Origin of the sequence: Sulfidibacter corallicola, from assembly GCF_017498545.1 — a bacterium.
GTDB classification, from domain to species: Bacteria; Acidobacteriota; Holophagae; order Acanthopleuribacterales; family Acanthopleuribacteraceae; genus Sulfidibacter; species Sulfidibacter corallicola.
This window is the reverse complement of the sequence record NZ_CP071793.1, coordinates 10998366-11015706: the sequence shown is the minus strand read 5'-3', so window position 1 is coordinate 11015706 and position 17341 is coordinate 10998366. Positions and strand designations below refer to the sequence as shown.

The 17341-nt window shown below is 60.9% G+C and carries 4 protein-coding genes; 2 read left to right on the top strand and 2 right to left on the bottom strand.

Features of this window, described 5'->3' with window-relative positions:
• Positions 1 to 19: 19 nt before the first annotated feature.
• Both J3U87_RS32600 and J3U87_RS32595 read left to right on the top strand, forming a co-directional pair.
• Entirely contained in the window at positions 20 to 2764 is a 2745-nt protein-coding gene (locus J3U87_RS32600; protein ID WP_237379997.1) for a PKD domain-containing protein, read from the top strand.
• A 1264-nt stretch (positions 2765 to 4028) separates the two neighbouring features.
• Positions 4029 to 4883, top strand: coding sequence for an RpnC/YadD family protein (locus J3U87_RS32595; protein WP_237379995.1), 855 nt, complete (start codon positions 4029 to 4031; stop codon positions 4881 to 4883).
• A 196-nt stretch (positions 4884 to 5079) separates the two neighbouring features.
• Here the strand turns inward: J3U87_RS32595 and J3U87_RS32590 are convergent, their stop codons facing one another.
• Together J3U87_RS32590 and J3U87_RS32585 are read right to left on the bottom strand one after the other, a co-directional pair.
• The gene (locus J3U87_RS32590; RefSeq protein WP_237379993.1) at positions 5080 to 12519 is read right to left on the bottom strand and encodes an amino acid adenylation domain-containing protein; all 7440 of its coding nucleotides are present in this window, start codon (positions 12517 to 12519) and stop codon (positions 5080 to 5082) included.
• A gap of 54 nt (positions 12520 to 12573) precedes the next feature.
• Positions 12574 to 17235 carry a non-ribosomal peptide synthetase gene (locus J3U87_RS32585; RefSeq protein WP_237379992.1) on the bottom strand — a complete coding sequence of 1554 codons (4662 nt, stop codon included), beginning with the start codon at positions 17233 to 17235 and terminating at the stop codon, positions 12574 to 12576.
• Positions 17236 to 17341 lie beyond the last annotated feature (106 nt).

Genomic DNA, 17341 nt, shown 5'->3' with positions numbered 1-17341 from the left:
GATTTTGGGAGAACCTTATATGAAAGTGACCTTTTCGCGCCGTATCCTCGGTATTTTTGCGACGCTCGTCGTCTCGAGTGCGGTTTTCACCGTTCCGGTGAGCGTCTTCGCTCAAACGACAAGTCAGGTATTCTATGTGGATGGCTCCGGTACACAATGCAGCGACGGAGGCGCGGGCACACTCACCGTTCCTTTCTGTTCCATTCAGGCGGCGATCGATCGATGTATCGATCCCACCGTCCACTACACCATCAAGGTTCGGGGTGGTACCTATTACGAACCGCTCTCGATTTACGAAAAACACCACCTCACCTTGCAACCCTTCGACGAGAACGGCGAGGTCGAAAAGGTCGTCGTTTCCGCCGCGATCGAGGCCTTGACCCAACGCGGCATGGACCATTGGACCCAGGAGGGCACCTTCACGGGCGACTATTCCGGTGAACCCTACACGGTTTACAGTTTTCCCCATCAGTTCAACGTGAAGAACACGCCCGATCCCCACATCGTGACGCGCAACACCGTCAGTGTCGCGGATACAGCCGGCATCGATCGGCTGCTCTGGACCTATCCCGGCCCAACCCTGTTCAAGATGCGTCACGTCCACGATCAAAATGGCGATGGTGCCTATTTCACGCCGACCCACGTGTATCTTGGCCTGCACGATCCCAAGGGCATTCGGAACCCCAACGCACGGCCCTACTTCATATCCCAGTCCAAGTCGGTTCTTTCCATCAAGAAATCAAGCGACATCGTGATCGACGGGCTGGATCGATCACTCATGTTCAAACACGGCGCGAACTATGGGATCTACTTGTCCGAGAGCACGGACGTCACCGTCAATGCGGTTGCAGTCGTCAATTCGATCAGCGGCATCTACGTCGGCGGACCCAGCGGTTCGCCGATGATCGCCACCCGGATACGGATCACCGACAACCTGGTCACGCGGGATCATCACGCCGATTGGACTTGGGGCGACGTGAAACACTGTTACGCCACCTACATCCGCGATGTGGGTTCCTTGATCGAGGATGTCGATAAGTGCGGTTGCCTGTTCGGTCGTGATGGTCTCGAAGGAGGACCGCTTTCGAATCCGAATGCCGCCGGTGTCAAGACCATGGAGGGCCTCGGCATTGGCGTGCAACCGTATAACGGCAGTGCGGACACCGAGATCGCGTACAACGAAGTCACTGGTTTCTTCGACGGCATCAATATCGGCGGTGGTCGTGACGAGGATCCCAACGAGCGGGTGCTCGTGCATCACAACCACATTCACAACATTTTTGACGATGCTTTGGATGCGGGCGCGCGGGTCATCGATGGAGAGTTCCACTACAATCTCATTCACGATGCCTACGTGGGCTTCAGTTTGGCGCCCCACCACGATGGGCCGACCTACGTTTATGGGAACCTGCTGATGGCCGACAAAGAACAACTCTATGCCTGGGATTTCATCGATCAGTCTTCCGAACCCAAATCCAGTGTCGTCACCAAATTTCAATTATGGGGACCCTGGGATACCACCCAGGTCCGGTTCTACTACAACACCTTCTTCGCCAAGAATGAGTGGCAGACGCCCCTCTGGCTTTCCGAGGGAGTCGAAGACTTCGATTTCCGCAACAACATTTTCTATTCGAACAAGCAGATCGTCAAAGCGAGCGGGCTCGAGAGTGCGGACAACAATTACGACAGCAACCTGTTCTACTCGTCGCTGATCGGGATCGGCAACCCTCAGGGAAAATCCCTTTATCGCGATTGGAACGCATTCAACGGTGGCACCTATCTGGACCTGGCCAATGTGCCGATGCCCGCCGCATGGGAGAACAACCGTCAGGGCGATCCACAGTTCGTCGGCGGTTCGCTCGTCGATCCGCAAGCCTACTTCCAGCTTGGCATCGAAAGCGCGGGGCGTCAGGAGCTGGGATTCGTCCTGGCCGAGATCCCCGCGAGTTGGCCCGGAGCCGCGGTGTTCGAGGGCCGAACTTCCGCAGGCTGCTTCGAGTATGCGACTTCCGGATTGCGCGCTCACTTTCTGCTGGACGTCGAGCGCGAGGCTTTGCCCGTGACGGCCTCGTTCACGAATCTCTCCGAGGAAGCCCAAAGTTGGCAATGGGATTTTGGAGATGGCACCACTTCGGCTGAACTCCACCCCGTCCACACTTACAAGGCTCCCGGTGAGTACACCGTTGTCCTGACCGTTTTCAACGGTGCCCAGGCGGACCAATTCTCTCGTTCCCTCACGGTGACGCCCGCCGTCCTGTGGCGGGCGGACGATCAAATCGACAATGGATGGTGGAGCGACGCCTGGCGACGCCATCGTTCCTACCGCAATTTGCTGAAAGGCGAGTTCGTTCACGCGGGCAGCAACCGCATCCAAATTGCCTTCGATGGCCGCTCCGACACCAAAAACTATACCGTCATGGGGGCGACCATCGCCGAGCGCCAAATTGGCACCATGGATATCGTTGGCGTTCCGGTTTCGGTCACCTTCGATGGGAGCGACAGTGTGGAAATCGCGCCTGGCGAACGCGTCTTCAGTGACGAAATCGACTTTCAGATGACGGAAGGTACAGAGTATTTCGTCACTTTCCACACGAGTGGAAAGCCGTTGCGGCGGCGGACCAAATTGGACGATCCTGATACCGTTTGGATCACCAAGCAGGGAGACGATCAGTCACAGGCATCCGACTGGACCGATGTGGTCCTCGATACCAGTCTTCAGTACCTCTATGGCGTCACCGAGGTGATTTCGGTCGAGGCACCCTGACCCTCGTCGTTGAAGTCGGAAAAAGAGAGCCCCGCGGTTCCTGCTGTGGGGCCTTTTCTTGTCTTGGTGTGTTTGTGTTGCGGGAGAACGGATAAATGCCTAGTCATAGCCCGGTTTCAGCCTTCAAACTGACCTAAAAACTGCTGGGCACATTGAGTTTATGAAAAACTTGAATAGTTTTTGTGTTATTGATCACTAAATAATGTTGGGCAGGTGTTTTTACGTGATCTGTTTATTAAATTGAAGTCAGTGGTTGTTTGCGGGAGGGCGATATGACGTGTGCTCTCAAATATGTGGCCCAAGTTATTTGTCCTTCCTGCAGTCAGTTTTCGTTTGTCGGTTTGGGAAAGATTCCTCGTGTTGCCGGTATCGTCCATTGCGCGGCCTGTGGGCGTCGATTTCAAATCGACTTGGATTCAGAAAAAAATTGTCGTGTCGGGATCTATGACGGAGCCCGTGACAGCTTCGGCATCGACGGATCCCCCGACGAGAGTTACGGCCCTTACCGCATCTGCAAACCCTGTTGCGAGGGATTCAGCTACGATTTGAAGTCGCTGGGTCATTTGATTCGCTCTGGAATTGTGGATTATTACACCCCAATTCTCCCGCCCGATCGCGAAAGTTCCTTACTTGCCGGTGAGGTCCTCCAGTTACGGAAATATTTCCATTCCGAATCGGAGCCTCGAATCCTATCGGCAATCGCAGCCGGGACCGTTTGAACGCCACCGAATATTCTCCCCACAATTCCTTCTTATCCTATACCGGTCGATTCGTGATCGGCCTGATACACCAGGCATGGTTACACGGCCGTAGACTCTTTGCGCTATCGGCATGGCATTTTGGCGGAGATGCCTGTCCGACCCCCGCGCCCCCTTTTATATGAATATGGGCAATAGAGAAGCCCCAGAAAGCGCACCCTAGGGTGCGCTTTCTCATTTTAGGCATAGCATTTTCTCATGGTGGGGAATCTGGTTTCGGTGTTGCGGATTTATTCGCGTGTCCGAGAAATTTTTTTAAGAACTAAATGCTTGCCAGGTTCAAGAAAGCCAGGGGAGAATGGGGCACGATTCGTTCGGAAAGCATCACTCATTCCTTCTCCGCGCATTCCTGGATCGGGGCCGCTATCGGATAGGGGAACGGAGGCGTCATGACGGAGAATAAAATGGAATTTTCCCATGACAAGGCGTTCAAAGATCTCGTCCTGACCTTTCCCAAGCAATCGGTGCGGGCCCTGGTGCCCAGGCTCGAATCGGAATATGGGCGCTTGGAGGAAGTGGTTCAGCTTCGTCAGGAAATGCCTCGCCACATGATGCACGATCCCGGGCGCATCGTAGATTTGGCGATGCACCTCAAATTTCGCGGCGGTGGCGGGCTGATCTGCTTGATGGAGCACCAGAGCAAGAAGTCGTCGTTTTCCATCCACCGGCTGTGCCACTACGTTCTCGATCTGGATCGGATGGTGGGTGGGCTACCGGTTTTGCCTGTGGTGGTGTTTACCGACCGACCGCGATGGCGGCGCGACGTGGCGCGTCGGATTCGCCACGAGGCGATCGGGGAGACCTGGCTGGATTTTTCGTTCCTGCGGGTGAAGTTGCGTGAACAGAACGTGGACGACATTTGGGGAAGCGACAACCCTGTGTGGTATGTCCTGGCGCCGTTGTTGGATTATCCGGAGGAGGAGCGGTTGCACGTGACCGCTTTGGCCTATACTCATTTGTACAGGGTGACCGATCACGGGACCTTCATTCGATTCATGGATTTTATCGATGTCAACGCCCGGTTGAGTGAGGAAGAGAAACGAAGGGTTATGATCTTGTTCGAGGAAACGGAGGACCAAATGAGCATGACGGTACGCGAGATGCTGATGGAAAAAGGTGAGCAACGAGGCATCGAAATTGGTCTTGAGCAAGGTGAGCAAATTGGCTTCGAAAAGGGAGAACAGGTCGGGTATCAAAAAGGTGAGCAGCATGGCTACCGAGAGGGTGAGCAGCATGGCGAACGGCATGCACGACATGAACTGGTAAAAAGCATGCTGCGCGCGGGTTTGGATGAGCGGCAGGTGGCGGAAATCGCCAAAATGAGCCGTGCCGAAGTAAGCGTTATCGCGTCTCGGCCCTAAATCACGCCTCAAATGTCACCCACACCATCATTCCGAAGCTCTTGGTGACATTGGCAGGAAACTCCCTCATGCCACGACCCCGAGCGGGATCCCTGCCCAAGATTGGGAGAGTTTGTTCATCGGCGATCGCACGCCAGCTCCATTGAGTTTCGGTTCGCTTTTACCTGCCTGATCCGGACGAACGTGAACGCCCCGTTCACAACCGCTTCGCGATCTGCTCGGCCAGCATGGCCGCGTTCTCTCCGCGAAACATGCTCTGGTGATTTCCCGAGACTTCGATCACTTCGAGGCGATGACCCAGCAAGGTGCGCCACCCCAGGCTCTCGTCTTCGGCACCCGATGTCTCGCTCGCCCTGAATTGGGTCACCGCCACCTCGAGTGCCCTAGGCTGATACTGCCTGACCGCACGCATGCTGTGTCGTGTCATCTCCAGAATCGCGCGGACCCTGGTCTCACCGAAATCCGCCGGCAGGATGCCGGCCTCCGCGGCTTGTCGCAATACCCTGGCCGGCAGCTCTTCGGCCGGTATTTGGCGCAATTCTGCCAGCGAGAATCCCGGTGCCTCTTCGAAAAACGCCGCGATGATGGCCGCATCGTCGTCCTCGCCCGGTTCGGTGTTTAAATGAGTGTCGAGCAGGCCCACCCAGGCCACGCGCGCGCCGGCATCGACCAGCTTCGCCGCCGTTTCGTAGGCGACCAAGCCTCCGAAGGAAGCACCCGCCAATCGAAACTCGGTCTCGGGGAATTGTTGGAGCAGGGCTGTCGCGTAATCTTGTGCCATGGCCTCGATCGTGTCGGGCGCTTCCGGATCTCCCTTTTCCAAGCCTTTCGGTTGTACTCCGTAGACGGGTCGATCCGGCGCGAACTGACGTGCAAGGTCGAGGTACGCCAACGAATCACCGCCCGCCGGGTGGATCAAGATCAACGGCGGGTGATCGCCTATTGGCTGCAGGGCGATCAAGGGCCGATAGGGCAGGGGGTCCTGGCCGAGCCGCAGCAGTCGCGCCATGTCGGCCAGCCGACTGTTGGCGAGGATCTCCCGCAGCGGCTGGTTCTGTCGAAATCGCGATTGGATTTGTGACATCAACCGCACCGCCCTGAGCGAATTACCGCCTCGTTCGAAAAAATCGTCGTCACGACCGAGGTCGTCCCGATCCAATACCAAACGCCAGATCTCGATGAGCTCCAATTCGAAGCGGTCACGTGGCGTCGAGCGCCGGTTCTGCCTGGCATCGCAGTCTTCCAGCTCTTCCTCGAGCAGGCCCTCCGCAACCATGCGTTTCAGGGTCCGGTAGTCGGTCTTTTCGTTGGCATTCATGGGCATCGTGTCCAGGAAGAACCAATGAAGCGGCAGCATGTAGTTGGGCAGCACTTCTCCCAGGGCGCGCCGCAACGCCTCTCCCGACAGGGGCCTTCCCCGGACGCATTCCCAATCCGGGGATTGGGGGACGACGAACGCCGACAATTCAAGTTGACCGTCCGTTGCCCGGGTCGCAGCCACGGCAGCCGTATGCACTCCAGGTTGCTCGGCCAGGGCGCGCTCGATCTCGCCCATTTCCACGCGGAACCCGCGCACCTGAACCTGGCTGTCGCGCCGCCTCACGAAGATCAAATCCCCCGAAGCGTCCGCCTGGTGACGGCACAGGTCGCCGCTTCGGTAGAGTCGCGCACCCGGTTCACCGCTGAAGGGGTCCGGTACGAACGCTTCCGCCGTGGTTCGCGATTGACCCAGATAGCCGCGGGCGATGCCGTCACCGCCGATGAACAACTCGCCAATCCTGCCCGGCGCCACCGGTTCCATGTGCCGGTCGAGCAGGTAGACCCGGGCGTTGGCGATGGGGCGACCGATCGGGATGTTGGCCGGTTGGCGATGACCCGGCTTGGTTTCGAAGTACGTGGTGGCCACGGTCGCTTCCGTCGGGCCGTAACAGTTCGCCAGCGGGGCGTTCGGTACCAAATCACGGAGCGCGGCTACGGTGGTTCCCTTGAGCAGTTCACCTCCGACGAGGATGAATTCGATGTTGGGACGGAAATCGGTTCGTTGACGCCATAGCTGCATCAAGGCCTCCAATTGGGCCGGTGATCCGGTGTACATGGCGATCGGTTGGCTGGCTTCCCGATTTCCATCCATCAAATCGGCCAGATGCCCTAACGCATCGCCTTCCGACACCAAGAGCAACGTTTTTCCGGAAACCAGAACGCCGAACATCGAAGCCAGACTGGCGTCGAATGCCGGTGATGTATGGAGCGTGACGCCTTCGGCCGATTTCAGCGGATAGGCGGTGACCAGCCAGGAGATGAAATGCGTGAGGTTGCGGTGGGTAACCGCGATACCTTTGGGACGGCCGGTCGAACCGGAAGTGAACAACACGTAGGCCAGATTGGCGGGATCGATCGCCACGACCGGGTTGTGTTCGTATTCGCGACCGAACATACCCATGCCCCCGTCGACGAGCAAGGTGTCCAAACCCCGTTCGACGAAGCTCTCTCGTTGATTGCCGTTGGTGATCACCAGGTCCACATCCGCATCGCTGCAGATGCCGAGGCGCCTTGCCCTGGGCTGTGCCACATCCAGCGGAACGAAAGCCGCCCCGGCCTTCATGATGCCGAGAATGGCCACGATCAAATCGAAACCGCGGGGCAGACAGACGGCAATCCGGTGTTCCGGGCCCAAATTGCGCCCGATCAAGTGATGCGCCAGCCTGTTCGCGTGTTTGTTCAGATCCGCGTAGGTCATGGTTCCCGTGGCATGCCGCAAGGCAATCGCCTGCGGCGCGGTTTCGGCGCGATCCTCGATTTGGAGGTGGAGGGGACCGTCGTCGGTGGGGGGTCGATCGGTCTGGTTCCAAGTCACGAGCACGCGGTGGCGCTCGGATTCGGACATGGGCGGCCAGGAGCCCAGCGGGCGGTCTCCCCGATGGACGACCTCGCCCAGCAGCCACATCAGGCGATCGAGAAACAGGGGCATGGCCCCGGGCGGGAAACATTCGTCCCGCCAGCTCAAGTGGATACCGAGTCGGGGCCCTGGCACCACCATCGCGCTCAATGGGAAATTGGTTTGCTGGTGCGCCTCTACGGTTCGGATTTGCCAGCCAAGGGCTCGCTCCGGGAAGGAGCGCTCCAATGGGGTGTTCTCCATAACCAGCAGGGTCCGAAACAGCGGCGAGCCGTTGTCGACGTCACTCCAATCCCGGATATCTTTCAAACTGGCCCAGTCATAGGGGCCGCGCCGCATATGGCCATGCTGGATCTCCCCTGCCAGGTCGGCGAAGACCGCGGCGTGCGCCATGCGAACCCGTACGGGCACGGTGTTGATGAAGGGTCCGATGATGAGCCCGGCATCGGGTAAATCCGCCGGCCGGCCCGCGACCGTGGTGCCGAACACGATGTCCCGCTGGTCCAGGTAACGCGCCAAAAGAAAAGCCCAGCAGGCTTGCACGACCGCATTCAGCGTCACGCGGTGGAATTTCACCCAATCGGTCAAGGCGGTCGTCGTCGATTCTTCGAGTGTGCGGTGAAGTCTGCGGAGGGTCCCCTCTCCGTCTTTTCGGGGACCGACCATGTCGATTGCACCCGGCAGGGGATTCGGTCGGGTGAACCCGTTCAGTTCGGCGCACCAAAAGTCTCTGGCGGCTTCGCGATCGCGGCCGGCCAGCCAGTGAATGAAGGCGCGATAGGGTGGTGCGGCGGCGAGGCTTGGTTTGATCCCCGCGAGCAGCGCCGCGTGGGCGGTCAGGACCTGGCGGAACAGAATCGGCAGGCTCCAACCGTCCATGAGCAGGTGGTGGTGGCTGAACACGAAACGGAACCGGTCGTCGCTCAAGCGAAAGAGTGCGCAGCGCATCAAGGGGGCTCGAGACAGTTCGAATCCGCGGCTGCGATCTTCATCCAAGAACCTTTGGAGGCGGGCTTCCTGGTCGCTCTCGTCCATCTCGCGCCAGTCCTCCTCGCGCCAGGGGAGTTCCACCGCCGGCAGAACCACCTGGTGCGGATCGACAAGATCGCGCCATGCGAAGGCTGTGCGGGTGATGGTGTGGTGGTTGATCACCGCTTGCCAGGCCTCTTTCAGCGCGGCACCATCGAGTTCACCCACCAATTCGATAGAAGCTTGCTCGAAATAAATGGGCTGCTCCGGTTCCAGCAGGGTGTGAAACAGGAAACCTTCCTGCAGAGGGGAGAGCCGCAGCACGTCCTCGTAGTCGGGATACTGTGTTTTCAAAAGCGCCAATCGATCCGGCGTCAAATTCGCGAGAGGGAAGGGATCCCGGGCCGATCTGCGATCGACCACGGTTTCCAGGCCTTCCTGCTCGAGAAGATCCTCTTTCTGGAAGTCATGGGTGGTGGGGTCCGGCCACCCGGGGTCCGGCCTTCCGGGGTCAGGCCTTCCGGGGTCCGGCCACCCGGGGTCCGGCTCCCTGGAACCGCGACCGGAGGGTCGGTTGTCGGCCAACGTCGCCAAAGCCGCGATGGTGGGTTGGGCGAACATGTCCTTGGGCGTCAATCGAAGCCCGGCGAGATGGGCACGGGCCACGATTTGGATGCAGCGAATGGAATCACCGCCCAGCTCGAAGAAATTGTCGTGAATGCCGATTTCGGCAATCCCCAGCAAGTCACACCAGATTTCGGTCAGGCGTCGTTCGGTGGGCGTCATGGGTTCGAGCCGCTCTGCCGTTTTCGTAAGAACGGGCTCGGGATTCGGTAGTCTGGTTCGGTCCAACTTGCCGTTGGCGTGACGCGGGAGCTCTGTCACACGCGTAAACAGCGAAGGGATCCAACCGCGAGGCAGTCGCTCCTCCAAATGCTGCCGGAGTTCCCTTGACCAGGCCTCGTCGCCCGGTGCATCCTCTTCCTTCTCCGCTCGGGGTTGTACCCAGGCCAGGAGACGGTCGCGATCTTCTCCCGCCAGGCACCGTATGGCCACCGCCGCCTGACGCACACCGGGGTGGTCGCACAACGCGGTTTCGATTTCCACCGCCTCCACGCGCTGTCCGTTGATCTTAAGTTGGTCGTCCAGTCTGCCCTGATAGATCAGGGGACCTGCCACCTGTGCACCCTGACCGTCGTAACAGGGATCGCGGCGCGCCCAGTCACCGGTGCGATAGAGACGCGATCCAGGCGCTTCCGGACCCGTGAAAGGATCGGGTACGAATTTGAGCGCGGTCGCGACCGGATCGCCGAAGTAGCCTCGCGCAAGGCCCTCCCCGCCAATGCAGATCTCCCCGGGAATGCCCGGCGGCACGGGCCGCATGGCGCGATCCAGCACCAGGAGACGCAGGTGATCGATGGCGAAGCCCAGGCAGGGGGCGCACCCGCGCCGGCACAACCAGGACGATGCGTCGATGCAGGTCTCGGTGGGTCCGTAGAGATTGATCAGGTCGGCTTGGACCGTGCCGGACGCCTGGAAAAAGACCTGCTGCAGTGACGGCGTCAGCGGCTCTCCGCCACAGAAGATGCGGCGCAAACTGGTGCAACCCGCAAAGTCGGGCAGGTCGAACAGGAGCTGTGCGATGGAGGGTACCAACTGAAGAACGGTGATGCCTGCCTCGCGAACAATGTCGATCATGGCATTGAGATCGGCATGTGCCCCTGCGGGAGCCAGCACCAGTTGGGCGCCGGAAAGCAGCGGTGCCCAGAATTCCCAGACCGAGGCATCGAACGTAAACGGCGTCTTCTGGAGGACCCGATCATCCTCGGCGAGTGGGTAGGTCCGCTTCATCCAGGCCATGTGATTGCTCAGGGCGCGATGGGGGATCAGCACGCTCTTCGGTTTGCCCGTGGAACCCGAGGTGTACATCAGATAGGCACCCTGATCGGGATGGATCTCCGCCCGGTACGCGCGCGTGCGCGTGTCCAGAAAGGTGTCCGGCGCCGGCGTCAAATCCCAAACCGCTTCGTTGCCCAACGCCCGTAGTCGCGCCACCTGGCCACGTTCCGCCAGGATCAGGGCCGGCTGGGTTTCGGCACACCATTGTGCCAAGCGCGCGTCCGGATATTCGGGCTCCAGAGGCAGGCAAATCCCACCCGCGGCGGAAATCGCCAGCATGCCGACGACCATTTCGGCCGAGCGTCCACAGCAAAGGCCCACCCGCGACTCCGAATCGCGTAATTCGGCGCGAAGCTGCACGGTCAGCGCAGCGACGGCACCTTCCAACTCGGCGTAGGTCCAGGTCCGCGGCCCTTCCCGCAATGCAACCGCTCTGGGAAACCGTTCGACCGTTTGAGAAAACCATGCGGACACGTCGCGAAAGGCCGGCGAGGGCGCCGCTGGCGGTAACAAGATCGCCGCTTCCGCCGGACTCAGCAGCGAAATGCTGTCGAGCCGGTGCGCGGCCGCTTTGGGAAGCCGATCGAACAGGTGCGCGACCTGATCGTGCAATCGTTGGATTTCCGCTTTCTCGAACAGGTCCCGATCGAAGGTGATGTCGAGGCGCACCTCGTCATCGGGAACCAGCGTGATCGAGACCGGATAGTTGATGCGTTCCTTCAAGCTCACGTTCTCGATGCGCAATCCACTTTCGGGGTCCTCGTTGGTTTTGGCTTTCGGGTAACTCTCGAACGCGGAAATGATCTGGAACAAGGGCGACCCTTTGGCGACCTCGCTCCAGCTCTGAATGTCCACCAACGAGCAGAAGGCATAGCGTTCGCGGTTCAGTGCGCCCTGCTGCAGGTCGTGCAGCCAGTCTTCCACCGTTTGGGCCCCGGAAACCCGAATCCGCACCGGAACCGTGTTGATCAACGGGCCGACGATCGCCTCCGAGCCGGTCAGTGTCGGTGGCCGCGTCGCCATATTGGCGCCGAACAAGACGTCGTCGCGGCCGTGGTACCGGCTGAGGATCAGGGCCAGCACCGCTTCGTAGAAGGTGTTCAGGGTGATCTGTCGATCGCGGCAGAAAGCGCGGGCCGCCTCGATACTGTCTGCCGGCAGGGTCGAGGCCACCGAAGCGTAGCGGGCCGTCGCATCCTGTGGCAATTGCGCTTCGCGCTCCGGCATCAACGCCAACGGCCGACGGAATCCGGCAAGGTTGGCGCGCCACCAGGCTTGCGCCGCGGCGCGATCCTGTTGCTGGAGCCAAAGCACATAGGCCCGAAAGGGTGTCGAGGGCGCCAGGCTCGGCGTTTTTCCCGCGTCCAACTGGTGCCAGAGCTGGCCAACCTCGGCCATCACCCGCGCCATGCTCCAACCGTCGAGCAGCAGGTGGTGGAAACTCCAGACGAGGATACATGCGTGGGGTCCGGTACGAATCAACGTCAGCCGCATCAGAGGTGGCCGCTTGGTGTCCAGATCCTCGGCACGTTCCCGAGCCATCAACGCCTCCAAGTCGGTGCGGCGGCCCGCCTGGGATCGCTCGCGCCAATCCAACTCGGTCCATGGCAGATCCACCGCCTTGTGGACCACCTGCAACGGTTTGGGCGTTTTCTCCCAGTGAAAGGAGGTGCGCAGGATGGGGTGGCGCGCGACCAGGATCTCCCAGGCCCGCCGCAACAACTCCGGCCGCCAGGGCCCCTGCAACTCGAAGCTGTACTGCTGCAGGTAGGCTCCGGATCCGGGGGCGTAGACGGTGTGAAACAGCAAGCCTTCCTGGATCGGCGTCAGTTCGTAGATGTCCTCGATGTTCTTCTTGATCTGTTGATTCATGATTCACGTTTCCATTGTGCTTGGGGTCGTTCCCGGTGGGCGGGGGGCTTTCGATCAAAATTCCAATTGGGCGATGAACTCTTCGAGTTGGTTCTGGTCGAGGCGCGCGGCGGGGAAGTCCGATGCACTGAATCCGCCTTCGGAGGGGTCCAGGCAGTGTTCGATAAGTTTCGCGAGGTGGTCCATGTACGATCGGGCCAGGTTCTCGATGGTGACTCGATCGTGGAGATGGTGACTGTAGGTCCAACTCAGGTGAAGGCGGCCGTCCCGAATCAGCGCGTTCAGATTGAACAGGTGGGTTCGTCGGCCCTGGGCGGCGATGTCGAGCCCGGTGCTTTCTTGGGCGAGGTAGAGTTCCTGGTCCTCGTCGTTGGCTAGGCTGTCGAACTGACCCAGGTAGTTGAAGCTGATCGGAGGGGTGGGCCAGGCACGAATGGCTCGCTCGGCGGCCGCTCGTGCGGCGTCCTCCCGTTCGGGCGCGCCGGACCGATGACGCAACAGTCCCCAACCGATGCCGTGATCGGGAACCGCCCGACGCAATTCCTTGATCGCGGTCAGGACGCGACCCAGGTTCGTCGTGGCGGGGAGCTCCAACCACAAGGGATAGACAGCCGTGAACCAACCGACCGTGCGTGAGAGGTCCACTTCCGAGAGGGGCGCCTCTCGACCGTGACTCTCCAATTCCACCGGGAACGCGGGTTGGTCGCTCCATTCGCAGATGGTCAGGGCCAGGGCGCTCAACAGGAGATCCTCGATTTGCGAACGATAGGCCCGGGGTGCCCGTAATAGCAGGTCCTCGGTCGCTTCTTCGTCCAAGGATACGGCCACGCTTTCGCAGGATTCCAAGGTATTGGCACCCTCCGTCGCATTTCGATCGCGGGGAAACGGCGGAGGGGGCCGATCGGCAACTTGGTGCCACCACGCGACCTGCTCGGCGGGCAACGACCGTTGGGACCAGTCCAAAAGCATCTGGGACCATCGCTTGAAGGAGGTGGATCGCGGCGGCAGCCAGATCGGTTCACCCGCACGTTTGCGAACCGCCAGGTGGTTCAGATCGTCCACCAGGATGCGCCACGACACGCCGTCGACGATCAGGTGATGAACGATCCAGAGCAGGCGATTGCGCGGTGTCCCGGTTCGCATCAACACACAGCGGGCCAGCGGGCCCTCGCCGAGATCGAGCCGCTCCTGCCACATCGCCGCGCATGTCTCGATGTCCATTTCGTCGCAATCGACCACATCCAGCGTCAGGTTTTCGGCGTCGTCGACATGGAACTGGCGCCAGCCGTCGCCGTCGTGACGGAACCGCAGCCGAAAGGCGTCGTGGTGGGCGGCGAGGCTCGCAACCCACGCCTGCCACTGGGTCTCCGTCCATTCCGCCGGCACCGAGAGCAGCAAGGACTGGTTGAAATGATCCCGGTTGGGAAGATCCTGCTCGAAAAACCAGCGTTGGATCGGCGTCAGCGGCACCTCACCGCTGCTGGGGCCCTCGTCTTTCGCGGCACTGGTACCCCGTTCGACCAGTTCGGCCAGGGCCGCCACCGTAGGATGGGCGAACAGCTCTTTGAGTGTGAAGTGATAACCGGCCCGCACGGCCCGCGACAAGATCTGGATGCTGAGAATCGAATCGCCGCCCAGATCGAAAAAGTTCTCGTCCAGGCCCACCCGATCCCGACCCAGAACCTCGCTCCAAATGGCCGCGAGGGTTTCTTCGATGTGCATTCGTTCCGGGGTGCGTGGCTGGGAAGGTGTCTCATCCACGGATTCCGATCCCGTTTCCGAAGCCGGCTCTCCCGATGCCGAATGAACCTCGACGGGTGGTGGTGTTTCGGCCGCACGTTGGATCAGTGCCTTGCGGTCGACTTTGCCGTTGGCGGTCAACGGCAACTCGGTCAGTTCGAAGAATTGCGATGGAATCATGTATTCGGGAAGATTGGCGACCAGGTGGGCGCGCATGGATGTTTCCGCGGCCGATCCGATCACGAAGGTCACCAGGCGTGCGGGACCGTTTCTGTCCAACACGGTGAGGGCGCGCTGAACTTCCGGATGGCTCAACAGGACCGCATCGATTTCGCCGGGTTCGATGCGGAACCCGCGTAACTTTACCTGGAAATCGCGCCGACCCACGAAATCGAAACCCGACATCGGTTCGTTTGTCGGTGCGAACGGGATGCGCACCAGGTCGCCGGTTCGATACAGGCGCGCCCCTGGCGCGGTACCGAAGGGGTCCGGTACGAACGACGCCGCCGTCAGGGCCGGACGCCGGCAATAACCGCGCGCCACCTGGACGCCGCCCAGGTAGAGTTCACCCACGGAGCCGGGAGGAACCGGCATCAAATCCGCGTCGAGCACGTGGGCGGCAACGCCGGCGATCGGTCCGCCGATGGTCGGTGGTGTCTCCATCTCGCCGGGAGGGATCAGTCCCGAAGTGGACACGACCGCGTTCTCGGTGGGGCCGTAGTTGTTCACCAATCGGAAGGGTGCATCGCCCGGTGCGGTCCGACTCAGGCGATCGCCGCCGGTCAGAATCAGGCGTGGGTACTGCGACCGCGACCAGTCCAGCTCCATCAACGGCTCCAGCAGTGGCGTCGGTAGAAAGGCGATATCCAGTTTCGCCCGCTCGAACCAAGCCTGGTACCGTTCCAGTGAGTCCAGGTCATCGCCCAGGGGGAGGTGCAGTTCGCCGCCGGCGCCGAGGGTGGGCCAGATTTCCCAAATCGAGGCGTCGAAGGCCTGACTGGCGAGGTGGCTGGTGCGGACGCCGGGTTCCAGGTGAAATCGTTTGCAGTGCCAGTCCACCAGATTGGCCAGGGCGTGGTGATCGATCATCACGCCCTTCGGACGACCGGTAGAACCGGAGGTGTAGATCAAATAGGCGAGGTCTTGCGGGTCGGGGCCGGGCGGCATCGGCGCCGGAGTATCCGCCGGAGGCGCCTCGTGCAAATCGCTTCGATCGGGATCGATGACCAGAATCTCGTTCAGGCCGTATTCTTCCGCCATCGGCGCCGCGGCGATGAGAATTCTCGCGCCACAGTCCTCCAGAATGAAGCGCACCCGTTCCGCGGGCGCGTCCAGATACAGCGGTACGAAGGCGCCGCCCACCTGCATGACCGCCAATTGAGCCGCGATCCATTCAGGGGACCGCTCGAGCAGCAGCCCCACCGGTTCTTCCCGTTCGATGCCCGCCTCGATCAACCGCCGGCTCAAGGCGTCCGCGGTGCATTTCAGTTCCCAGTACGACACCCGAACGTCACCCTGAACCAAGGCCGTCGTTTCGGGCGCCTTCCCGGCCACCCGGGCGAAGCGTTCCGTGACCGGCTCCGGCCGGCCACGCTCCGTCGCGGGCACGATGGCCGAGGTCAAGCGCGCGGCGAGTGCGGCTTCGTCCATGATGCTCAGTTGCGAAGGTCGCTTGCGCGGGTGCGCCGCCAGTTCCGTGAGGACCTGTCGCAGGGCGGCAGCCAGGGCTTCGGTTTTGGCCCGAGTCAGGCACCCGGTGTCGTAGAGGAATTCGAACCACATGGCTTCGTCCGGGGAAACCAGGATGTTGAGGCCGTAGTTGGTTTTTTCCAGCATCTTGGTCTGAAGGAGCTGGACGTCGAATGGGCGCTGTTTCAGGTCGCGGTCGACGGGATAATTCTCGAAGGCGATCAGACTCTCGAACAGGTCGCGGCCCTGGCCCGTGTCGCAGGCCGCGGCGATGTCGGAAAGCGGCAGATAGGCGTACTGGTTGATGTTCATGTTGCGTGCATGTAGCGCCTGGAGACCGGTCAGGGCCGGCGCGTCCCCGCGCAAATCGACCCGAATCGGCACGCTGTTGATGAACAGCCCGATCATGTTCTCCACCCCGCCCAACTCGGCGGGGCGTCCGCTGGTCACGGCGCCGAACACTACGTCTCGATGGCCGGTATAGCGCATCAAAACCAGGGCCCAGGCATACTGGACCAGCGTGTTGATGGTGATGCGATGGTCGCGGGCGAGCTGCTTCAGTTGGGTGGTCAACTCCGTGGTGAGCCTGCGCTCGAACGCCGCGAAATCGCGCCCACGCGTCGATTCCGCGGCATGGGCGGCCAGCGGCAATGGGGTGGGTGCGGCCCATCCCGAGAGTGAGTCGCGCCAGAAAACACCGGCCTTTTCCCGGTCCTGTCGGGCCAACCAGGCGATGTAATGCTTGTAGGGACGCACCGTTTCCAGGCGTGGCGCCCGGCCCGAACGAATGGCCAGGTAACAGGTGAGCACTTCTTTGAAGATCAACGGAATGCACCATCCGTCGAGAAGCATGTGGTGATGGGTCCAAATGAGGGTGAACCGCTCCGCGCCGTGGCGAAACAGGGCGAAGCGTTGCAACGGTGCGCGGCCGAGGTCGAAACCCTGGCCGCGATCGTCTTCCAAATAGGCGGCGAGTCGTTTCTCGCGCGCCTCGCCGGACAACCGCTGCCAATCTTCCTCGTGCCAGGGAACATCCACCTGGCGACGAACCACCTGCAGCGGCTTTTTGCGCTTCTTCCACAGAAACAGCGTGCGCAGGACCGGGTGCCGGGCGACCACCATGTGCCAGGCTCGTTTGAGGGCCGTGCTTTCCAAGGGGCCGGCCAGTTCGTAGACGGCCTGCTCCACGTAGAGGCCGGCGCGGGGCTCGTAGAGGGCGTGAAACAGCATGCCGGACTGCATGGGCGATAGGGGGTAGATATCTTCTATATTGCGATCTTGTACCATAGAGAACACACCTTGATCGATGAAATGGGGGCATGGCCGGCGTCGCAGGGAGGTGGGGTGTGGGGGTGAGAAGATGGCGCCGGTGCCGGAAAGGAAGATGTCGGAA